Source organism: Rhizobium sp. BK275 (assembly GCF_014193555.1).
Taxonomy (GTDB): domain Bacteria; phylum Pseudomonadota; class Alphaproteobacteria; order Rhizobiales; family Rhizobiaceae; genus Rhizobium.
The window spans coordinates 144,076-165,057 of record NZ_JACHZL010000006.1 but is presented as its reverse complement, the minus strand read 5'-3'; the positions used below and the strand labels follow the sequence as shown (position 1 = coordinate 165,057).

Below are 20,982 nucleotides of genomic sequence, written 5' to 3'. Positions count from 1 at the left end.
TTCGCAATCGCGAAAAAAACGGTATGAGCGCGCCAAACATAAATGGCGCGTCCACTAAGCGTAGCGCCCCAGCCTCAGAGATTATGACAAATGGCACTTCGCAACATCGCGATCATCGCGCACGTTGACCATGGCAAAACGACCCTCGTCGACGAGCTCCTGAAACAGTCCGGCTCGTTCCGTGAGAACCAGCGCGTTGCAGAACGCGTGATGGACTCGAACGATCTCGAAAAGGAACGCGGCATCACCATTCTCGCCAAGGCGACCTCGGTCGAGTGGAAGGGTGTCCGTATCAACATCGTCGACACTCCCGGCCACGCCGACTTCGGCGGTGAGGTCGAGCGCATTCTCTCGATGGTGGATGGCGCGATCGTTCTGGTCGATTCCTCCGAAGGCCCGATGCCGCAGACGAAGTTCGTCGTCTCCAAGGCACTGAAGGTCGGCCTTCGCCCGATCGTCGCGATCAACAAAATCGACCGCCCCGATGGCCGCCATGAAGAAGTCATCAACGAAGTCTTCGACCTCTTTGCAAACCTCGACGCAACCGACGAACAGCTCGACTTCCCGATCATGTACGGTTCGGGCCGCGACGGCTGGATGAACGTCAATCCAGAGGGACCGAAGGATGAGGGTCTTGCGCCGCTTCTCGACCTAGTGCTGAAGCATGTTCCGGAGCCGACCGTCGAAGAAGGTCCGTTCCGCATGATCGGCACCATTCTCGAAGCCAACCCCTTCCTCGGCCGTATCATCACCGGCCGTATCGCATCGGGCTCGATCAAGCCGAACCAGGCCGTCAAGGTTCTCGGCCAGGATGGCAAGCTGATCGAAACCGGTCGTATTTCCAAGATCCTCGCCTTCCGCGGCATCGAGCGTCAGCCGATCGACGATGCGCAGGCGGGCGACATCGTCGCGATTGCTGGTCTCTCCAAGGGTACTGTCGCCGATACGTTCTGCGATCCGTCCGTCTCGGAAGCCATGAAGGCGCAGCCAATCGACCCGCCAACGGTTACCATGTCCTTCATCGTCAACGACAGCCCGCTGGCGGGCACCGAAGGCGACAAGGTGACGAGCCGCGTCATCCGCGACCGTCTCTTCAAGGAAGCCGAGGGCAACGTCGCCCTGAAGATCGAAGAAGCCGAAGGCAAGGATTCGTTCTACGTTTCCGGCCGCGGCGAACTTCAGCTCGCCGTTCTCATCGAAACCATGCGTCGTGAAGGCTTCGAGCTTGCCGTGTCACGTCCGCGCGTCGTGATGCACAAGGACGAAAGCGGCCAGCTTCTGGAGCCGATCGAAGAAGTCGTCATCGACGTCGACGAAGAACATTCCGGTGTCGTCGTCCAGAAGATGTCCGAGCGCAAGGCCGAAATGGCTGAGCTGCGCCCGTCGGGCGGCAACCGCCTTCGCCTGCGTTTCTACGCACCGACCCGTGGCCTGATCGGCTACCAGTCGGAGCTGCTGACGGATACGCGCGGCACGGCGATCATGAACCGCCTGTTCCATGACTACCAGCCCTACAAGGGTGTGATCGGTGGCCGCGTCAATGGCGTGCTGCTCGCCAACGGTTCCGGCGAAGCCGTCGCTTATGCGATGTTCAACCTGGAAGATCGTGGCCCGATGATCATCGAGCCGGGCGAAAAGGTCTATGCCGGGATGATCATCGGCATCCATTCGCGCGACAACGACCTTGAGGTAAACGTCCTGAAGGGCAAGCAGCTCACCAACATCCGCGCCGCCGGCAAGGACGAAGCGGTGAAGCTGACGCCGCCGATCCGCATGACGCTTGATCGTGCGCTCTCCTGGATCCAAGACGACGAGCTGATGGAAGTGACGCCGAAGAATATTCGTCTTCGCAAGATGTATCTCGACGCAAACGACCGCAAGCGGTTCGAAAAGTCGAAGGCGGCGCTCTAAGAGCCTTGAGCCATCCCTTAAAACCCCGGCCGTTGCGCCGGGGTTTTTTATTGTGCGCTGCGTCGATTCCGGCTTGTGACAATCGTTAAAAAAGCGTTAAAATTTATCTGTCGTCCACATATCAAGTCTGTGGGCAATCGATCACGATGCGGTCAGCGCATATGGTTAATTGCCTCCGGCAGGACCAGAGTAAGCGTTATGAAGACGTTGTCGATTGATGTCCGGCGGGCCGAACCGCATGATGCCCGAGCCATTTCGGAAGCCCATCGGCTTTCATGGCAGCATACTTATGCAGGCATCATTCCGCATCGCGCACTCACCCAGATGATCGAACGCCGCGGGGAAAATTGGTGGCGCAAGGCGACACGTGGCCCTGCCACGTTGCTTGTTCTCGATGTGGCGGGCACTGTCGCGGGCTATGCGACCCTCGGCCTCAATCGCGCCCGCGCGCTGCCGCAGGAAGGCGAAATCTACGAGCTTTACCTCCGTCCGGAATACCAGGGCATCGGCCTCGGTAAACTGCTTTTCGGCGAAGCCCGGCGACTGCTGAAGTCCCTCGGTTGCAACGGGATGGTCGTCTGGTGCCTGGAAGAAAACGAGACGGCTGCCAGCTTTTATCGCGATCATGGCGGTATCGATTTCTGCGAAGGCATGGAAAATTTCGACCATAAGCAGATCAAAAAGATCGGCTTCATCTGGAACTGATTACGGCTTCGCAACCGATCCATTTTACGCTGCAAATATTCTACTTTTGAGTGTCCTTGCATATTAAGCATTGCTTGCGAGGCATGTTGCGTTGCGGGATGAAACCGATTAACTGGCTGCGAGCAATTCAACCTCGCGGGAGTTTCCTATGCGCATCGATGCCGTTTCAATCGGTAATAATCCACCAGAAGATGTCAACGTTATCGTCGAGGTTCCGGTCGGCGGTCATCCGATCAAGTATGAAATGGACAAGGAAGCCGGCACGCTGGTTGTCGACCGTTTCCTCTACACGCCGATGACCTATCCGGGTAACTATGGCTTTGTACCGCATACGCTCTCGGAAGACGGCGACCCGATCGACGTCCTGATCGCCAGCACCCGCCCGCTGGTCCCGGGCTGTGTCATCAACGTCCGCCCGATCGGCGTTCTGAAGATGGAAGACAATTCCGGCAAGGACGAAAAGATCATTGCCGTTCCGTCGCCCAAGCTGACGCTGCGCTATGAGAAGGTCACGGACTACACCGACCTTCCGGAAATTACGCTGAAGCAGATCGAGCACTTCTTCGAGCACTACAAGGATCTGGAACCCGGCAAATGGGTGAAGATCTACGGCTGGGGCGATTCCAAGGAAGCCGGCGCGCTCATCCTCGAAGCGATCGAACGCGCCAAGAAGGAAAAGGCCTGATCTTCAGGCGACAAGCGTTTCAAGCTTTTTGATCAAATCCTCCGGGTCGCCATCGATCCGGAGGATTTTTTTACGCGATGTGTCGCCGGAGACGAGATCGACGGAGGATTTGGCGATGCCGAGCGATTTGGAAACGAGGACAATGAGCGCCTTGTTGGCTTTTCCCTTTTCAGGGACAGCAGTGACGCGGACCTTCAGCAGCATCCCGCCTTCGCCATCGGCTTCGATTCCGTCAACGGCATTCCGCCCACCATTCGGCGTCAGCCGGACGGCCAGGCGGATATGATCGTCAAATTTCTTCCAGGGCGAGGTCAAGCGACGAGCGGATAGATCGTCGTCCAGAGGAAGGAACGCAGGAAGAAGATGATCAGCAAAAGGATGATCGGCGAGATGTCGATGCCGCCGAGATTGGGCAGCAGGCGACGGATCGGGCGCAGCAGGGGTTCAGTGACGTTATAGAGGAACGTTCCGACCTGATTGACGAACTGATTGCTGGAATTGATGACGTTGAATGCATAGAGCCAGGAGAAGATAGCGCTGGCAATCAGGATCCAAGTATAAAGTTGCAAAGCCAAATCAATGGTTTGAAACAGCGCAATCATCGTCGTCTCCAATTCGTTGTTGACAGACATGTAGACATTGGCGACTAAACGAGCAAGTGCCGTGTGGAACCGCACGATGAATCATGTTTAACGGCCGCTTTTGCACGGCTTTGGCGCCGTTTCCTCGGAAAAGCTTGTATGTCGCTTTCGCCCACCGGAGACCGTTTTGCCGCGTTCCGGCATCCGTCCTACACCCGTTTCTTCTTCGCGAAGTTTCTGCTTTCCTTCTCGCAGCAGATCGTCAGCGTCGCGGTCGGCTGGCAGATGTATGATCAGACAGGGAGCGCAATCTATCTCGGGCTGATCGGGCTCGTGCAGTTCCTGCCGTCACTCTTGCTGATCCTTGTTACCGGCTCCGCTGCCGATCAGCACAATCGTCGCGCCATCGCTTCGATCTGTTCTCTGGTCAGCGCGCTCTGCACGCTTGCGCTCTTGGGAATGACGATTACCGGCACATTTTCACCGATCCCGGTCTTCATTGTGCTGTTGATCTTCGGCATCGAGCGCGCTTTTATGACGCCCGCCGTGCAGTCGCTCGCGCCGAACCTCGTACCGGAAAGGGATCTTTCCAACGCGATTGCCTGGAACTCATCCTCCTGGCAGCTTGCGGCTATCACCGGCCCTGTGCTCGGCGGTCTGCTTTATGGCGTTAGCGCATCAACCGCCTATGTCGTTGCCGTCGTCTTCTCCGCACTCGGCGCGATCCTGCTCTACATGATCCCCAAACCGCCGCAGAAGACGGCAGGCGAGGCCAAGAGCTGGGATATGATCCTCGGCGGCTTCCGCTATATCCGGGAGGAGAAGGTGGTGCTCGGCGCCATCTCGCTCGATCTCTTCGCTGTTTTGCTCGGCGGCGCCACTGCGCTAATGCCGATTTTTGCGCGTGACATCCTGACACTTGGACCTTGGGGCCTTGGTCTGCTTCGTTCGGCACCGGGTGTCGGCGCCATCATAATGGCAATCTTCCTTGCCGCCTATCCGCTGAAGCATAAGGCGGGGATCTACATGTTCATCGGCGTGGCTATCTTCGGCCTCGGCACGATCGTGTTCGGCCTGTCGACGAATACCGAGGTTTCCATCGCTGCCCTCGCCATCATGGGGGCTGCGGACATGATCTCCGTCTATGTCCGCGAAAGCCTGATTGCGCTCTGGACGCCGGATCATCTGCGCGGTCGCGTCAACGCGGTCAATACGGTCTTCGTCGGTGCGTCCAACGAGCTCGGAGAATTCAGGGCGGGCACGATGGCTTCGGTCTTCGGCGCTGTCCCGGCCGTCATCATCGGCGGGATCGGCACGCTTGCCGTCGCCGCGCTCTGGGCGACCGGTTTTCCGAAACTCAGGAAGATCGATACGCTCGATGCGCCTGTGCGGGAAGCGGCTTAGCTTCTGCTACTATCGCCTTGCCTTCGAAGACGACGTCAAGAAACTCGTCGAGCCAGGCTTTCAGCGGCGCATCGAACAGCATGCGACCTTCGAGATGTTCGCGCCCCTGCTGTGCATTCGGCAGGATGAAGCGGTGGGCGCCGTGCACCACCCAGCGATGCATCATCACCCGTGTCAGCTCCGCGTGGAACTGCAGGCCCCAGGCGTTGCCATTGTAGCGGAAGGCCTGATTGGGATAAGCGTCGCCGGATGCCAGCAGCTCGGCACCATGCGGCAGTTCAAATCCTTCCCGGTGGAAGTGATAGACCATTTTCGGCCAGTGCATCAGCAGCCGACCCCTTTCGGTCGTATGCAGCGGATACCAGCCGATCTCGGTGGACCCGTCACAATTGGCAGTGACCTTGCTGCCGAGCTGGCGCGCCAGCATCTGTGCACCAAGGCAGATGCCGAGATAGGGGCGGTTTTCCTTGAGCGGTATCTCCAGCCAGTCGATCTCCGCTTTCACGAACTCATCGGGATCGTTGGCGCTCATCGGGCCGCCGAAAACCACTGCACCGGCATGATCATCGAGCGTGGAGGGCAACTTATCGCCGAGTACCGGGCGGCGGATATCGAGATCATAGCCTTTCTCGATGAGAAGCTGGCCGACACGACCAGGGCTGGAACGCTCCTGATGAAGAATGATGAGAATGGGACGCTTGTCGCGTCTCATAATTCTGTCAGTCGGCATCGTCCTGCACCACCTGTGCGTCCGTAACCCGCGCGGCCGCCTCCTGCCGCTTCTGAATACGCTCACGGGAAGAAACACCCAGGAGATCGGCGATACGCCAGATCACATGGTCTTCCATCTCGCTGCGCTCGCCATCGGCATAGACGATATCCCAGAGAATGCCGATCAGCTCCAGTCGCTGTTCGGTATTGAGATGCCTCTTAAGATCGGATGTGAAGCGGAAATAATCAACCGCCGAGCTTTCGGCTTCCCGCCCCGCGGCCATCAGCGCGTCGAGCTGCTTACCATCAAGCGCGTACTGCTCCCTCAGGAGCTTGCGCAGTCGCTTCTTCTCGCTGTCCTTGATCTGGCCGTCGGCCTCCATGACCTGCATACAGAGCGCGGCTACCGCGATGCGCGGATCATCGGGGGCAAAGCCTGACTTCGGACGGTCGGCGGTCAGATGCTGGAAAAAGGCCTGAAAGCGTTCGAGCATGCGGTTTTTCGTTCCATTTCAGAAAAGACGGAGCCGTGTCTTCGGTTCCGGTTCCACTTTGGGGTCACGGACACCGGGATCATCTGGCAGGCCGCCAAAGAAGGGTTTTGGTTCAAGTGTCGGAGGAACCGGCCGGGAGGCAGACGGGTCGGCGGCTTTTGCCGGTGCGGGTGCAGGAGTTGCCGGACGCACGGCTTCGGCAATCGTTGCGGCCCGCTCCAGCTCGATGATGCGGTGGTCGTTGACCACGCTTTCCGGCCGGGTTTCACGCAATGGCGGCAAGGTCTTCAGCGCCGTTTCAAGGGGGGCGGTCGAACCCTCCTCCACCGGTCCTTCCAGCTGACCGAAAGGCGCCTTCCATTCGAAGGCGTCGAGACGGCCGGTTACGGGCGAGACGGGAAGCCATTTGTCGGAGACGAAACCATCGGCAACCCAGGCCGGATCGCGCGGTGCCTTCAGCGCCTGTGCCAGCCAATGGCGCATACGGCCCTGATCGCCGGTTTCGGCTTCCTCGATATCCGCAAGCAGAAGGAAGGCTGCTTCGCGCGGTTCGATACGAGCGGCGGCTTCTGCCTTGGCGCGGGCCTTGGCAAATTCCTGCGCGTCGAGCGCCGCCTGAGCGACGATGAGGAGGGATTCCACATTATTCGGTCGCATACTCTCTAGCCGCTCGGCGCGCTTCAGGCGGTCGAGCGTGGAGTCGCCGCTGCGGGCGCGAACGTAGATGCGGCCGATCTCCGGATGCGGCCCGGCCCTCCACGTTTGTTCGAGAATGGAGGCTGCCTTACGTATACCGCCTTCACGGAAAAGCGCCTTGGCGGCAATAAGCGCGGCCGGCACGAAATCGGCGGAGAGTTTCAGCGCCTGCTGGGCATCGTCGCGAGCGCCGACGGGGTCGCTTTCCAGCTTATCATCGGCGCGGGCGGTCAGAAGTACGGCATGCAGGCGATTGGCTTCGGCCTTTTCGACGACCTTGGCGGCCTTTTGCTGTTCCAGCAGACGGATAGCGTCATCCCAGCGACCGGACTGGCTGCGATATTCGAGCGTCGCCTGTGCGGCCCAGGGCAGGTAGGGCGCGTTGTCGGCGGCTTTTTCCGCGTATTGACGGGCGGCTTCGTTGGCACCGAGGCGCTTGGCCTCCAGATAAAGACCGCGCAGGCCGAGCTCGCGTGTTTCGGGGTCATTGGCCATCGCCTCGAACTTGGAGCGTGCCTCGTCATAGCGGCCTTCGATGAGAGCGGCCTGTGCTTCCAGAAGATTGATCAGCGGTTCCTGATCGGCGCGGATGAGACCGCGTGAGCGGGCCGCCATCTTGCGGGCGAGCAGGGAGTTTCCCGCGCCGGCAGCGATGAGGCCGGTCGACAGCGCCTGATAGCCGCGATCACGCTTGCGGGCACGGAAATAACGCGTCACCGAATGCGGCGAGGTCCAGATGAGGCGGACGAACCACCAAGCCACCATGACGGCGGCAATCAACGCGATGATGGCGCTTGCCGCAACGATCAGCTTGGTCTGGTAGATCTGACCTTCCCAGATCAGCGACAGATCGCCAGGGCGGTCGGCAAGCCAGGAGAAACCATAAGCAAGAACAAGGACGAGGAGCGCGAAGATAACCAGGCGGACCATACTCATCCTTCCTTGCCGGTGCCGGAAACGGCCTTGGAGAGAGCACCGCCAACGAGATCTTCGACGCGGATGCGGGCTTCGAGCGACTGCTTGAAGGCGGCGGAAGCCTGTTTTGCCGTTGCGGGCAGGCTGTTCCATTCGGTGGCTGCACCGGGCAGATCGCCGTTTTTCACCTTGTCCTCCATGCGCGCGGCGATCGCTTCGACACTTTCGCCTTCGACATTGCCGACGGGGCGGACCGACACCAGCGATTTGGCGCTCGACATCAGCCGGTCCGACCAGCTCTGGTTGGGATCGGGCTGGTTGACGGATTCGACGATGGCCGTGGCGACATCGGGAACCTGTCGGATCAGCTCGGCGCGCGAGGGCACGCCGGTTTCGGCAAAGTTGCGCAGATCGATCGCGGCCGGATCATCAGGGGCGACGCCCGCAAACGTATCGAGTTCCGCGATGAAGGGGCCGCCGCGGTCGATCGCGGCCTTCAGAGCCGCAGCAGCGATGGCGCGAGCGACGGCGACATCCTCGCGCGGTTCGTTCAGCTTCTTTTCGGCTTCGGCGAGGCGGCTCGAAACATCGGCGTCGTTTGAAGCCTGCTGCTCGGTGGTCTGCGCAAGGCTCGTCTTCAGCTGATCGATCTCAGCTGTCAAATCTGCAATCTTCTGGTTGAGCGCTTCGGCATCGGCCGAGCCGATCGATGTGCCGGGTGCCGGCGCCGGAGGGGCCGCTTCGAGAGCAGCGACGCGCTTTTCGAGCGCACTGCTATCGGCGGCCGGTGGTGGGTTGGCGGCAAGGCTCGCGACCGATTGCTTGAGGCCTTCGATCTCGCTAGAGAGATCGGCTAATTCACCCGAGTTCGTCTGCTGGGTCGAGGAGCTCGGCAAATAGCCGGCATACTGGATCGCGCCAGCGCCAAGCAGGGCGACGAGGCCGCCGAAGATGCCAGCGGCGATAAGACCCGAAGTGCCCGCACCCTTCTGAGGTGCTGGCCGCACAGGTTCGCTCAGGGGAGGCTCTTTGGCCGGCGGTTCTTCCTGTGCTCCTGCGGCTCGCTCGCTCTCATGTTCCGAAAGGGGCTCACCGCTGGCTTCCGCAGCCGCTACGGCTTCGGTGGCTGGCGCATCACCGGCTACTTCCGCTGACGTTTCGGCAGGTTTTTCGGGGTCGTTCGCCGAGGCGAAGTCTTGCGCGTCCAAGTCGATCGTGACCGGTTCGTCGGAGCTCTTCGAGTGGCGTGGCGGATTTCCCGATACCATGAGGTCCTCATTATCCTGCATTGCAACGAAACTAGACAGGGATGACAATTAAGGGAAGAGGTTAGATCAAATTTGGGCGGCTAAAGCCTTCAAAGCAGCGACAAAAGGCTTTTTTCATCCGGCATTGGCGAAATCTCCAGGGCTCTCTTCAAGACCGGTGGAACAGCTTCCGCAACAGTGTTGCTGAGACAAATGAGACGGATTTTCGGCTGCTGCAGAAAAAGGGACTCTACCTGCGGGATGTGAAAGAAATTGCCAGCGGTCTGGCGGGAGTAAAAAAGAACCGCATCCGGAGCATTCTCTGTCAGGAGCGTCGTGACGGCTTCCGGGTTGGGTGCGGCGGGCTCCATCCGGTAACATTCGGCAATCGAGACATTGTGCCCGAGCTCCGCCAGTCGCGTCTCGAAGGTCCCGGCGCGCGGATTGCCGGCGAGATAGAGAAGCTCTCCTGCGTTACTTGCAGCGATCAGTTCGGCAAGCGCACGGCCGCTACCTGACGATGCGGTGACAGAATGGAAGCCCAGCTTGCGTGCCTCGTCGGCCGTCGTTTCGCCAACGGCAAAAAGGCTGCGAGAAAGGTGAGGTGAAAGTGCCTCGCCTAAAGCCTGCAAGGTGCGCACCGCTTCGGCGCTCGTTATGGCGATTGACCCGGTTGATGTTTCCAGAGCCAGCCGAGCAGCTACCATGTCGTGGACGGGATGGGCGAGCGGCAGCAGCAACGGCTCATGACCCAGCTCGCGCAAACGTTGAGCGGTGCGCTCGCCCGAATGCGCCGGACGGGTGACGAGCACGCGCATGTAGGCTAGCTCCAGTCCTCGAAGAAGCTGCTGCCAGCCCTTTCGCGGACGTCCTGTCCGGCGCGGGTGCCGAGTGCCGCTGCATCTCGGCGATGGCCGTCGATGGTGATCGCATGGTGGTGGCGGCCGTCAGGCGTGATGATGAGGCCCGAGAATCGTATCTGATCACCTTCGCAGACGGCATAGCCGCCGATCGGTGTCCGGCAGGAGCCGTCGAGGGCGCCAAGGAAGGCGCGTTCGCAGGAGACCGTGTCGAAGGTCGGCGAATCGTTGATCGGCGCCAGCAGATCGTCGATCCTGCTGTCGCCAATGCGGCTTTCAAGACAGATCGCCCCTTGCGCCGGTGCGGGCGGAAAATTGTCGGGGTCGAGGATATCGGTAATGACGTCGACCTTGCCGAGACGCTTGAGGCCAGCGAGCGCCAGAAGCGTCGCGTCGACCTGGCCTTCCTGCAGCTTGCGCAGGCGCGTTTCCACGAGACCGCGGAAGGTGATGACGTTGATATCCGGCCGCATGCGGCGGATGAGCGCTTGACGGCGAAGCGAGGACGAGCCGACGGTCGCACCATGCGGCAGGTCGATCAGCTTTGGCGCGGTGCGGCCGACGACCGCGTCGCGGATATCTTCGCGCGGCAGGTAGGCGGAGAGATAGAGGCCTTCCGGCAGGGTGGTCGGCATGTCCTTGCTGGAATGCACGGCGAAATCGAGATCGCCGGCGATGAGCTGCTGCTCCAGCTCTTCGGTGAAAAGCCCCTTGCCGCCGATCTCGGCCAGCGAACGGTCGGTGATACGATCGCCCTTGGTCGTCAGCACGACGATTTCGAACATCTCCTCCGGCAGGTTATGGGCTGCCATCAGCCGGTCGCGGGCTTCGTGCGCCTGTGCGAGCGCCAGCGGGCTGCCGCGCGTGCCGATCCGGAAAGGTTTTGTTTGCATCCGCTTTGATCCGTTGTTACCGGAGTTCTCGTAAACAGGTTTAACCCCTATCGCAATCAACGAACAGGTTTCATGGCTCCCTTTCTGCGCATCCTCGGTATCGAGACAAGCTGCGACGAAACCGCTGCTGCCGTCGTCGAGCGCGATGCGGAAGGTCGCTCCAATATACTATCGGATATCGTTCTTTCCCAGCTGGACGAGCATAGCGCCTATGGTGGCGTGGTGCCGGAGATTGCAGCGCGCGCCCATGTGGAAGCGCTGGATGAGTTGATCGACGAGGCGTTGAAGCGCGCCAATGTGTCGCTCTCCGATGTCGATGCGATCGCCGCGACTTCGGGTCCCGGACTGATCGGTGGTTTGTTGGTGGGGCTGATGACCGGCAAGGCGATCGCCAAGGCCGCTGGAAAGCCACTCTATGCCGTCAACCATCTGGAAGGCCACGCACTGACGGCGCGGCTGACGGATGGTCTTTCCTTTCCTTATCTGATGCTGCTCGTCTCCGGCGGTCACACGCAGCTCATCCTCGTGCGCGGCATCGGCGAGTATGAGCGCTGGGGCACGACGATCGATGATGCGCTGGGTGAAGCCTTCGACAAGACGGCGAAGCTGCTCGGCCTTCCCTATCCAGGCGGACCGGCGGTGGAGCGAATGGCGAAGGGCGGCAATGCCGATCGGTTCAAATTCCCGCGACCGCTAGTGGGCGAGGCGCGGCTCGACTTTTCGTTCTCCGGCCTTAAAACGGCCGTGCGGCAGGCGGCAATTGGGATTGCGCCACTGACGGATCAGGATGTCGCCGATATCTGTGCCTCATTTCAAAAAGCGATTTCCCGTACGATGAAGGATCGTATCGGCCGTGGCCTGCAGCGGTTCAAAACCGAATTCCCGAGCCTTTCCGAAAAGCCGGCGCTGGTGGTGGCTGGCGGCGTTGCCGCCAATCTGGAAATCCGCGGCACGCTGCAGACGCTCTGCGATAAGAACGGCTTCCGCTTCATCGCGCCGCCGCTTCGGCTTTGCACCGACAATGCCGTGATGATCGCCTGGGCCGGGCTGGAACGTATGGCGAAGGGTGTTGCGCCTGACGATCTCGACGTGCAGCCGCGTTCGCGCTGGCCGCTCGATTCCAACGCAGCGACCGTGCTTGGGTCCGGAAAGCGGGGAGCCAAGGCATGAGCGAGCGCATCGCCGTCGTCGGATCGGGAGCTTTCGGCACGGCACTCGCGGCCGTCATCGCGCTGACAGGGCGCAACTCGGTTATCCTCGTCGGCCGCAATCCGTCGCTGATTGAAGATCTCAAGGCGGAGCGGCTACATGATGCTGTTCTGCCCGGCATTGCGCTGCCGGAAACACTGGAATTTTCTGCCGAAGCCGACGCGATCGGCGATGCGGATATCGTACTCTTTGCCATGCCCTCGCAGGCACAAGCAGATGCGGCGCGGAGATATGGTCCTTATCTGGCTAAGGATACCATCGTCGTCACCTGTGCGAAGGGTATCGAGCGGACAACCGGCGCGCTGCTGACCGATATGCTGGAGCGGGAACTGCCGGATCATCCGGTAGCCGTGCTCTCCGGTCCGGGCTTTGCCGCCGATATCGCCAAGGGTTTGCCGACGGCCATGGCGATTGCCGCTGCCGACATGCAGGTTGCCGAACGGCTGGCGCAGGCGATTTCGGGTCGCACCTTCCGGCTCTATGCATCGGCGGACCGCATCGGCGTGCAGCTTGGCGGCGCTTTGAAGAATGTGCTGGCGATTGCCTGCGGCATCGTCGAAGGCGGCGGTATCGGCGATTCGGCGCGTGCGGCGCTGATTGCCCGTGGTCTCGCCGAGATGTCACGCTTCATCGTCGCCAAGGGCGGCCATGCCGATACGGCGCGCGGGCTTTCCGGCCTCGGCGATCTAGTGCTGACGGCAACCAGCCATCAGTCGCGCAACCTGCGTTTCGGCATTGCGCTCGGGCGTGGCGAAAAGGTCGATCCGTCCCGTGGCGAGCTGGTGGAAGGGGCTTTCGCCGCGGCTGTCGCGTCGCGGCTTGCCAGGGAGCTTGGTGTCGAGATGCCGATCACCGATGCGGTTTCAGCGATCATCGAACGCAAGCTCGGCATATCCGAAGCCATCGAACAATTGATGACACGTCCGATTACGACCGAATAGGAGACAGACATGCTTTTCGCCCTCCTCTGCAAGGATAAGCCCGGCCATCTCGACGTGCGCATGGAAACGCGTCCGACCCATCTCGATTATCTCAACAAGCTGAATGCCGAAGGCAAGCTTGCCATGGCTGGTCCATTCCTCGATGCCGAAGGCAAGCCGAATGGCAGTCTCGTCATCGTTCATGCAGAAACGGCTGATGATGCCAAGGCGCTCGGCGCTGCCGATCCCTATGCGCTGGCCGGCTTGTTCGAAAGCGTTGAGATCAAGCCCTTCAACTGGGTCTTCAACAAGCCGGAGGCTTAAGCGGGATGGCGCATTGGCTATACAAGTCCGAGCCTGCTGCCTGGTCCTGGGAACAGCAGAAGGCAGCCGGAGAGAAGGGCACCGAATGGACAGGCGTGCGCAACTACTTGGCGCGCAACAATATGCGGGCAATGCAGATCGGCGACAAGGGTTTCTTCTACCATTCCAATGACGGGCTGGAGATCGTCGGTATCGTCGAGGTCTGCGCGCTCTCGCATCCCGATTCGACGGCGAAGGGTGACGATCGCTGGGATTGCGTCGATATCCGCGCCGTCATGGAAGTGCCGAAGCCGGTGACGCTGAAGGACATCAAGGCAAACGAGAAACTGTCCAAGATGTCGCTGGTCACCTCGATGCGGCTTTCCGTGCAGCCGGTGACGGATGACGAATGGGCCGAGGTCTGCCGCATGGGCGGTTTCGACAATCCGCCGCGCTGAGCAGCTTTGAAAACCGACCCGGAAACCTTCATCCGCGCCAATACCAGCCTGCTTGCGCCGCCGCATGTGCCGGAGATCCGGCTGTATCTCGCGAGCGAAGCCCATGAACTCTGGCTGAAGACGGAAGAGGAGCTGGAGGCGATCGGCCTGCCGCCGCCCTTCTGGGCCTTCGCCTGGGCGGGCGGGCAGGGATTGGCGCGTTATGTTCTCGATCACCCCGAAACGGTCCGTGGCAGGCGCGTCCTCGATTTCGCGAGCGGTTCCGGATTGGTAGGAATTGCCGCAAGCCAGGCTGGCGCGGCCAGGGTGATGGCGGCTGATATCGATCCGTGGTCGCAGACGGCGGTGCGGCTGAATGCGGCCGTCAATTCCGCCTCGCTGGATTTCACCGGAGCCGATCTCATCGGTCAGAATGTCGATGCGGATGTGGTTCTTGCCGGCGACGTTTTCTACGACAAATCCTTCGCCGGTGCGCTGGTGCCTTGGTTCGAAACGCTCGCTGCCGAGGGCAAGGATGTGCTGGTCGGCGATCCCGGGCGGGCCTATCTACCAAAGGACAGGCTGGAATTCTGCGCCGTCTATGAAGTGCCCGTCACCCGGGCGCTTGAAGACAGCGAGGTCAAGAAGACGACCGTCTGGCGGTTCAGGCCTTAAAGCGTATCGCGATCTTTCAGATTCGCCTGATACGCTTTAAGCTCTTATTTTAGCATGTCGTTATCGCAAAACCGCTGCACACTTTTGCGCGACATGCTCTAGGGTCGGATGACGCAGACATTGGCCTCATACGAGCAGGGATCATCGGCGATGCCGACATCGATGACCTTTGCCTTCGGGGCAAGGTTACGTTCCGGCGCAGCCAGACGATAGTACCCGTCGCCGCCGACATAGGTTCCGCCATCCGTCTGATAGGCATAGGACGATCCGGCGTAGATGCCGTTGCTCCCGTAATTCTGATCATAGCTCTGCGGCTGGGACGCAATGACGACGATGTTGCTGCGGCCGTAGCGGCTTGTCCCCGGATAGCTGAACTGCTTCAGAAACGGGGTGCGGGGGCGATAGCGGATGACGTTGTCGCGTCTGAAGTGCAGACCACTGTCCCAATGGGTGCGCCTGCCGAGGAAGACGCCGTCATTAAAACCGTTATGGCGCGGAAAGCGATGATCGAAGTTGCGCTCTCCCGCCGTGGCGGGAAGCGCTGTAAGCACCGCGACAAGGGCCAGGGTAGCCTTGGACAGACTGCGAAACATGGACCAAACTCCGAAACGCTAACAAATCGTTAACGCCAGATTGCGCCAAAAGGCTGATCTTGTCCACGCAGGTATACGGTCAGCTCAAAAATTGAGCGAAAGAGACGAGTTTCGCGGTGTTGAAAACTTCCCGGTAACGCGAATCGATTAAATTAAAAGCAGGCAGCAATTATGCTTGTCGTCAGGGGTTTCGGTGATTAAACGTCGAGATTGATGCAACGCACACAGAATTTTGTCATTCGTGTGGTTGACTGAGAAAAGCCCCTGACATCAAGGGCAAAGAGAAGACGCCGCGAGGTTCTGATGGCGAATGTAACAAACCGGCCCCTGTCGCCGCATCTGCAAATTTACAAGCCGATCCCCACCATGGTCATGTCGATCGTTCACCGCATTACCGGTGGCGCTCTCTATTTCGGCACGCTGCTGATTGCCTGGTGGCTGATCGCGGCCGCCACCGGCCAGGCCTCTTATGACTGGGCCAATTGGGTACTCGGCAGCATTATCGGCAAGCTCGTCCTGCTCGGTTACACCTGGGCACTGCTCCACCACATGCTCGGCGGCTTCCGCCACTTCATGTGGGACCTCGGCCACGGCTTCGAGAAGGAATTCTCGACCAGGCTCGCCATCGCCAATATCATCGGATCGCTCTGTCTGACCGTGCTGGTCTGGGTGATCGGCTTCATCATTCGCTTCTGAAGGTCGCACTCATGGATATGCGCACTCCTCTGGGCAAGGTTCGCGGCCTCGGCTCCGCCAAGGAAGGCACCGATCATTTCTGGCGCCAGCGCCTGACGGCTGTCGCCAACATCCCGCTTATCATCTTCTTCGTCATCTTCATGATCGTCTATGCCGGTGCGCCTTATGCCGACGTGGTTCGTGCTCTCTCGAACCCGTTCGTCGCCGTCGTTATGGGCCTGATGGTCGTTTCCGGCACCATCCACATGAAGCTCGGCATGCAAGTCATCATCGAAGACTATGTTCATGGGGAGATCGGCAAGCTGTTGCTCCTGATGTTGAACACCTTCTTCGCGGTTCTGATTGCCGGCCTCTGTCTCTTCGCCATTCTGAAAATCGCATTCGTAGGATAACCGTATCATGGCAACGTCTTCACCCGCTCAGAATGGGAAGGCCTACACCTATGTCGACCATTCCTATGACGTAATCGTCGTCGGCGCCGGCGGTGCCGGCCTGCGCGCCACGCTCGGCATGGCCGAACAGGGCTTCCGCACGGCCTGCATCACCAAGGTATTTCCGACCCGCTCGCACACGGTTGCGGCCCAGGGCGGCATCGCCGCCTCGCTGCAGAACATGACACCCGACAGCTGGCAGTGGCACCTCTATGACACCGTCAAGGGTTCCGACTGGCTCGGCGACGTCGATGCCATGCAGTATCTGACCATGGAAGCGCCGAAGGCGGTCTATGAGCTGGAACATTACGGCGTGCCCTTCTCGCGCAACGAGGAAGGCAAGATCTATCAGCGTCCGTTCGGCGGCCACATGCAGAATTTCGGTGAAGGCCCGCCGGTGCAGCGCACCTGCGCCGTTGCCGACCGTACCGGCCATGCCATCCTGCATACGCTCTACGGCCAGTCGCTGCGCAACAATGCCGAATTCTTTGTCGAATACTTTGCGCTCGACCTCATCATGTCCGATGACGGCAGCCGCTGCACCGGCGTCGTCGCCTGGTGCCTCGATGACGGCACGATCCACCGCTTCGCTGCAAAAATGGTGGTGCTGGCGACCGGCGGTTACGGCCGCGCCTATTTCTCGGCAACGTCGGCCCATACCTGCACCGGCGACGGCGGCGGTATGATCGCCCGTGCCGGTCTGCCGCTGCAGGACATGGAATTCGTGCAGTTCCACCCGACCGGTATCTACGGTTCCGGCTGTCTGATTACCGAAGGCGCGCGCGGCGAAGGCGGCTATCTGGTCAATTCCGAAGGCGAGCGCTTCATGGAGCGCTATGCGCCGTCGGCCAAGGACCTTGCCTCGCGCGACGTGGTTTCGCGCTGCATGACGCTGGAAATCCGAGAAGGCCGCGGCGTGGGCAAGAACAAGGACCATATCTTCCTGCATCTCGACCATCTCGATCCGGCCGTGCTGCACGAGCGCCTGCCGGGTATTTCCGAGAGCGCCAAGATCTTTGCCGGTGTCGATGTGACCCGCGAACCGATCCCGGTTCTGCCGACCGTCCATTACAATATGGGCGGCATTCCGACGAACTATTGGGGCGAGGTGCTCAATGCCGACAGCTCCAATCCGGAACGCATCATTCCCGGCCTGATGGCTGTCGGTGAAGCCGGCTGCGCCTCGGTTCACGGTGCAAACCGCCTTGGCTCCAACTCGCTGATCGACCTCGTGGTCTTCGGTCGCGCCGCCGCCATCCGCGCGGGCGAGATCATCGACCGCAACGAGCCGGTGCCGGCGCTGAACAAGACTGCCTGCGACAAGATCATGGACCGTTTCGACGGCCTGCGTTACGCCAATGGCGGCACGCCGACGGCGGTGCTGCGCGAGAAGATGCAGCGCGCCATGCAGGAAGACGCAGCCGTGTTCCGCACCCAGGAATCGCTGGAATCCGGCTGCCGTCGTCTTTCGGAAATCTGGGGTGAACTCAAGGACATCAAGGTCACCGACCGCTCGATGATCTGGAATTCCGATCTTGTCGAAACGCTGGAATTGCAGAACCTGATGGCCAATGCCATCACCACGATCTACGGCGCCGAAGCTCGCAAGGAAAGCCGCGGTTCGCATGCCCGCGAAGACTATACGTCAGGTGCCTTCGCAGGCCGCGACGACGTCAATTGGCGCAAGCACACGCTGGCCTGGGTGAACGAGGCTGGTGATGTGAAGCTCGACTACCGGCCAGTCCACACCGACCTCATCGCAGACGGTATCGATCCCCACAAGATCGAGCCGAAGGCCCGCGTATACTGATCAGAGGGACCTGACATGGTTGAACTCGCTCTCCCCAAGAATTCCCAGATGCGCGAAGGCAAGGTGTGGCCGAAGCCGGCGGGTGCCAAGAACACCCGCGAGTTCCGCGTCTATCGCTGGAGCCCGGATGACGGCCAGAACCCGTCGATCGACACGTTCTACGTGGATGTCGACGATTGCGGGCCGATGGTTCTCGATGCGCTCCTCTACATCAAGAACAAGATCGATCCGACGCTGACGCTGCGCCGTTCCTGTCGTGAAGGTATCTGCGGTTCCTGCGCGATGAATATCGACGGCACGAACACGCTCGCCTGCACCAAGGGCATGGACGACATCAAGGGCACGGTGAAGATCTACCCGCTGCCGCATATGCCCGTGGTCAAGGATCTGGTTCCCGATCTCAGCAACTTCTACGCCCAGCATCGCTCGATCGAGCCCTGGCTGAAGACGGTTTCGCCGACGCCCGCCAAGGAATGGAAGCAGAGCCACGAGGACCGTCAGAAGCTCGACGGCCTCTATGAGTGCATCCTCTGCGCCTGCTGCTCGACTTCCTGTCCGAGCTACTGGTGGAACGGCGACCGCTATCTCGGCCCGGCCGTGCTACTGCAGGCCTATCGCTGGCTGATCGACTCCAGAGATGAAGCGACCGGCGAACGGCTCGACAATCTCGAGGATCCGTTCCGCCTCTATCGTTGCCACACGATCATGAACTGCGCGCAGACCTGCCCGAAGGGTCTGAACCCGGCCAAGGCGATCGCCGAAATCAAGAAGATGATGGTCGAGCGTCGCGTGTGAGCGTCGACACTTCCATCGAATTCAATTGAGCGTTATCTCGACTTCGGCGAACGGATCGAACTTAATCAAGAACGAGACGCCCGGGCACAACACCTTGCTGACATATTTTACCAGCAAGAAGTCCGGCGAGCGGTTGGGTTGAATTGTGCCGGCTTTGCCATAGGTGTCACGAAGGCCGATTTGCATTGTGCTGACTTGATTAACCAAAGTGAAATACGGTAATTCGAACCTAGAATTGAAATATCTCTGCGGTTGAGGCGGACATTCGGGAGCTTGATGATGCAGTTGCGATATGTGGTGACGGGTTTAACGGCCGCTCTGGCCTTGGCAGGATGCCAGCGCACCTCATATGATTACAGCAGTAACAGTGCGCCTCCGCCACTGACCGCACAGCCGGTACCCTCAGTGCAGGGTGGCCAGCTACCTCCACCGACCGGCCAGTTTCCTGCCGCCCCGACCTCGACGGCGCCGATGGCTGGTGTTCAGCCGGGTGGCGCTGCGCCCGCGGCCTCCCTTGATGTCACCAAGGAATCGATGGTCGGCAGCTGGCGTGTCAACGGTACCTGCGACATGTTCCTAACGCTCACCAATCTCGGCAGCGGATCGCGCGGCGGTACCCGCGGTTGCGTTGGCGAACTGACAGCCATGGGCTCCTGGGAGGTCTCTGGCAAACAGGTTCTGCTCAAAGACCGCAGCGGTAACCAGATCGGTTCCGTCTACAAGGTTGCCGACAACAGCTTCAATGGCCAGACCTCGACCGGGCAGCCGATCACCCTCAGCCGGTAAGCCAGTCCGGCGGGGTTCCGCCGGTTACGCATAGGCGGACAAGCCCTCATGCAGCCAATGCCAGACTATTCGCTCAGCGTCATCGAGCAGCTCAAATCGCTAACAGCTTCGGGGACGTTGCAGGTCGATTCCGCCCAGATGGGCGTCGCCAAGTGCCTCGATCGGGTGCTCGCTTCCCTCAAGCAGAAGCGGCCGGCGGCCAAGAGCAGCGCGCTCGGCTGGCTGTTCGCATCCAAGAAGAAGACCGAGGCCGGTATCAGAGGTCTCTATATCCATGGCAGCGTCGGGCGCGGCAAGACGATGCTCATGGACATGTTCTTCGCGCTGGCGCCCTGCCGGAAAAAGCGGCGCGCGCATTTCCACGAATTCATGGCCGATGTGCACAATCGCATCGCCGCCCATCGGCAGAAACTGAAGAACGGCGAGACAAAACAGGCCGATCCGATACCCCCGGTTGCCGCCGCGCTCTTCGAGGAAGCGGAACTGCTCTGCTTCGACGAATTCACCGTCACCGACATCGCCGATGCGATGATCCTGTCGCGGCTGTTTTCCGAGCTTTTCGCTCGCGGTTGCGTGCTGGTGGCGACCTCGAATGTCGAGCCCGACAATCTCTATAAGGATGGCCTCAATCGCGGGCTCTTCGTGCCCTTCGTCACGCTTCTCAAAAAGCATGTCGAGATCGTTACGCTCGATTCTCCGACTGACTACCGGATGGAAAAGCTGAACAGCCAGCCAATCTATCTCGTTCCGATCGACGAGCGCACCGACATGGCGATGGATGCCTCGTGGACGCAGGCGCTGCATGGCCGCAAGGCGCAGCCTGTGGAGATCCCCATGAAGGGCCGGGCAATCCATGTACCACTCGCTGCCGATCGGATGGCGCGTTTCTCCTTCGCCGATCTCTGCGATAAACCGTTGGGTGCAGCCGATTTTCTGGCCATCTCCGAACGCTTCGATACGATCTTTCTGGATCACGTTCCGCTACTCGGTCCGGAAAAGCGAAACCAGATCAAGCGCTTCATCATTCTGATCGACACGCTCTACGATCACGGCATCCGTCTTTACGTTTCCGCTGCCGCCATGCCGGAGGATCTGCTCATCGGAAGACGGGGTACAGAAGGCTTTGAATTCGACCGTACGGCATCGCGTCTTTTCGAAATGAGAAGTGCCGAATATCTTAATGCGCACCATGAACGGCGTGCTGCCGAGTAACACTTTGGTGACA

Annotated in this window: 25 protein-coding genes; 15 read left to right on the top strand and 10 right to left on the bottom strand. The window is 60.2% G+C overall.

From position 1 onward, the window contains the following. The first annotated feature begins 90 nt into the window (after positions 1-90). The 3 genes from typA to ppa all read left to right on the top strand — a co-directional run bounded on the left by typA (position 91) and on the right by ppa (position 3,301). Positions 91-1,911, top strand: a complete 1,821-nt coding sequence (gene typA, locus FHT82_RS19760) for a translational GTPase TypA (RefSeq protein ID WP_183734389.1) — start codon at positions 91-93, stop codon at positions 1,909-1,911. Positions 1,912-2,109: 198 nt separating this feature from the next. Next, the gene (locus FHT82_RS19755; RefSeq protein ID WP_183734388.1) at positions 2,110-2,616 is read left to right on the top strand and encodes a GNAT family N-acetyltransferase; all 507 of its coding nucleotides are present in this window, start codon (positions 2,110-2,112) and stop codon (positions 2,614-2,616) included. A 148-nt stretch (positions 2,617-2,764) separates the two neighbouring features. After that, the gene (gene ppa, locus FHT82_RS19750; RefSeq protein ID WP_183734387.1) at positions 2,765-3,301 is read left to right on the top strand and encodes an inorganic diphosphatase; all 537 of its coding nucleotides are present in this window, start codon (positions 2,765-2,767) and stop codon (positions 3,299-3,301) included. Between the two features lie 3 nt (positions 3,302-3,304). Here the strand turns inward: ppa and FHT82_RS19745 are convergent, their stop codons facing one another. Next, positions 3,305-3,616 (bottom strand): DUF167 domain-containing protein, encoded by a 312-nt coding sequence (locus FHT82_RS19745; protein ID WP_183734386.1) that lies wholly within the window; start codon positions 3,614-3,616, stop codon positions 3,305-3,307. Further along, positions 3,613-3,903: a YggT family protein gene (locus FHT82_RS19740; RefSeq protein ID WP_183734650.1), complete on the bottom strand. Its 291-nt coding sequence runs from the start codon at positions 3,901-3,903 to the stop codon at positions 3,613-3,615. The genes FHT82_RS19745 and FHT82_RS19740 overlap by 4 nt, the downstream gene beginning before the upstream one ends. A gap of 138 nt (positions 3,904-4,041) precedes the next feature. Between FHT82_RS19740 and FHT82_RS19735 the strand changes: the two genes are divergently transcribed. Beyond that, the gene (locus tag FHT82_RS19735) at positions 4,042-5,286 is read left to right on the top strand and encodes an MFS transporter (RefSeq protein ID WP_183734385.1); all 1,245 of its coding nucleotides are present in this window, start codon (positions 4,042-4,044) and stop codon (positions 5,284-5,286) included. Here FHT82_RS19735 and FHT82_RS19730 read toward each other — a convergent pair. The 6 genes from FHT82_RS19730 to hemC form a co-directional block, all read right to left on the bottom strand. Further along, on the bottom strand, positions 5,240-6,016 hold the full coding sequence (locus tag FHT82_RS19730) for a glutamine amidotransferase (RefSeq protein ID WP_183734384.1): 777 nt from the start codon (positions 6,014-6,016) through the stop codon (positions 5,240-5,242). The two genes, FHT82_RS19735 and FHT82_RS19730, sit on opposite strands and share 47 nt — an antisense overlap. Continuing rightward, a complete protein-coding gene (locus tag FHT82_RS19725; RefSeq protein ID WP_183734383.1) occupies positions 6,006-6,491 on the bottom strand; it encodes a TerB family tellurite resistance protein in 486 nt (161 codons plus the stop codon). The genes FHT82_RS19730 and FHT82_RS19725 overlap by 11 nt, the downstream gene beginning before the upstream one ends. 18 nt (positions 6,492-6,509) lie before the next feature. Continuing rightward, complete coding sequence (locus FHT82_RS19720) at positions 6,510-8,117, bottom strand: heme biosynthesis protein HemY (RefSeq protein WP_183734382.1); 1,608 nt, start codon at positions 8,115-8,117, stop codon at positions 6,510-6,512. A 2-nt stretch (positions 8,118-8,119) separates the two neighbouring features. Further along, positions 8,120-9,391, bottom strand: coding sequence for a COG4223 family protein (locus FHT82_RS19715; RefSeq protein ID WP_183734381.1), 1,272 nt, complete (start codon positions 9,389-9,391; stop codon positions 8,120-8,122). Between the two features lie 68 nt (positions 9,392-9,459). Beyond that, positions 9,460-10,167, bottom strand: a complete 708-nt coding sequence (locus FHT82_RS19710) for a uroporphyrinogen-III synthase (protein ID WP_183734380.1) — start codon at positions 10,165-10,167, stop codon at positions 9,460-9,462. Between the two features lie 5 nt (positions 10,168-10,172). After that, entirely contained in the window at positions 10,173-11,102 is a 930-nt protein-coding gene (gene hemC, locus FHT82_RS19705) for a hydroxymethylbilane synthase (protein WP_183734379.1), read from the bottom strand. Between the two features lie 72 nt (positions 11,103-11,174). Here hemC and tsaD point away from each other — a divergent pair, with 72 nt between their 5' ends. The 5 genes from tsaD to FHT82_RS19680 are packed head-to-tail and all read left to right on the top strand — an operon-like array spanning position 11,175 to position 14,646. Beyond that, positions 11,175-12,272, top strand: coding sequence for a tRNA (adenosine(37)-N6)-threonylcarbamoyltransferase complex transferase subunit TsaD (tsaD, locus tag FHT82_RS19700; protein ID WP_183734378.1), 1,098 nt, complete (start codon positions 11,175-11,177; stop codon positions 12,270-12,272). Then, a complete protein-coding gene (locus tag FHT82_RS19695) occupies positions 12,269-13,252 on the top strand; it encodes an NAD(P)H-dependent glycerol-3-phosphate dehydrogenase (protein WP_183734377.1) in 984 nt (327 codons plus the stop codon). The genes tsaD and FHT82_RS19695 overlap by 4 nt, the downstream gene beginning before the upstream one ends. Before the next feature lie 9 nt (positions 13,253-13,261). After that, positions 13,262-13,555, top strand: coding sequence for a YciI-like protein (locus FHT82_RS19690; protein ID WP_183734376.1), 294 nt, complete (start codon positions 13,262-13,264; stop codon positions 13,553-13,555). Positions 13,556-13,560: 5 nt separating this feature from the next. Continuing rightward, entirely contained in the window at positions 13,561-13,992 is a 432-nt protein-coding gene (locus FHT82_RS19685; protein WP_183734375.1) for an EVE domain-containing protein, read from the top strand. A 6-nt stretch (positions 13,993-13,998) separates the two neighbouring features. Next, entirely contained in the window at positions 13,999-14,646 is a 648-nt protein-coding gene (locus FHT82_RS19680) for a methyltransferase (RefSeq protein ID WP_183734374.1), read from the top strand. Positions 14,647-14,744: 98 nt separating this feature from the next. Here the strand turns inward: FHT82_RS19680 and FHT82_RS19675 are convergent, their stop codons facing one another. Continuing rightward, positions 14,745-15,239: a hypothetical protein gene (locus FHT82_RS19675; RefSeq protein ID WP_183734373.1), complete on the bottom strand. Its 495-nt coding sequence runs from the start codon at positions 15,237-15,239 to the stop codon at positions 14,745-14,747. Between the two features lie 303 nt (positions 15,240-15,542). Here FHT82_RS19675 and sdhC point away from each other — a divergent pair, with 303 nt between their 5' ends. The 4 genes from sdhC to FHT82_RS19655 are packed head-to-tail and all read left to right on the top strand — an operon-like array spanning position 15,543 to position 18,971. After that, the gene (sdhC, locus tag FHT82_RS19670) at positions 15,543-15,935 is read left to right on the top strand and encodes a succinate dehydrogenase, cytochrome b556 subunit (protein WP_183734372.1); all 393 of its coding nucleotides are present in this window, start codon (positions 15,543-15,545) and stop codon (positions 15,933-15,935) included. Between the two features lie 11 nt (positions 15,936-15,946). Continuing rightward, positions 15,947-16,327, top strand: a complete 381-nt coding sequence (gene sdhD, locus FHT82_RS19665; protein ID WP_183734371.1) for a succinate dehydrogenase, hydrophobic membrane anchor protein — start codon at positions 15,947-15,949, stop codon at positions 16,325-16,327. A 7-nt stretch (positions 16,328-16,334) separates the two neighbouring features. Continuing rightward, a complete protein-coding gene (gene sdhA / locus FHT82_RS19660; protein ID WP_183734370.1) occupies positions 16,335-18,176 on the top strand; it encodes a succinate dehydrogenase flavoprotein subunit in 1,842 nt (613 codons plus the stop codon). A 15-nt stretch (positions 18,177-18,191) separates the two neighbouring features. After that, positions 18,192-18,971, top strand: a complete 780-nt coding sequence (locus tag FHT82_RS19655; RefSeq protein WP_007822372.1) for a succinate dehydrogenase iron-sulfur subunit — start codon at positions 18,192-18,194, stop codon at positions 18,969-18,971. A 21-nt stretch (positions 18,972-18,992) separates the two neighbouring features. Here the strand turns inward: FHT82_RS19655 and FHT82_RS19650 are convergent, their stop codons facing one another. Beyond that, a complete protein-coding gene (locus FHT82_RS19650) occupies positions 18,993-19,157 on the bottom strand; it encodes a hypothetical protein (RefSeq protein WP_183734369.1) in 165 nt (54 codons plus the stop codon). A gap of 93 nt (positions 19,158-19,250) precedes the next feature. Here FHT82_RS19650 and FHT82_RS19645 point away from each other — a divergent pair, with 93 nt between their 5' ends. Next, a complete protein-coding gene (locus FHT82_RS19645; RefSeq protein ID WP_183734649.1) occupies positions 19,251-19,757 on the top strand; it encodes a protease inhibitor Inh/omp19 family protein in 507 nt (168 codons plus the stop codon). A 48-nt stretch (positions 19,758-19,805) separates the two neighbouring features. Beyond that, positions 19,806-20,969 (top strand): cell division protein ZapE, encoded by a 1,164-nt coding sequence (zapE, locus tag FHT82_RS19640; RefSeq protein WP_183734368.1) that lies wholly within the window; start codon positions 19,806-19,808, stop codon positions 20,967-20,969. The last annotated feature ends 13 nt before the right edge of the window (positions 20,970-20,982 follow it).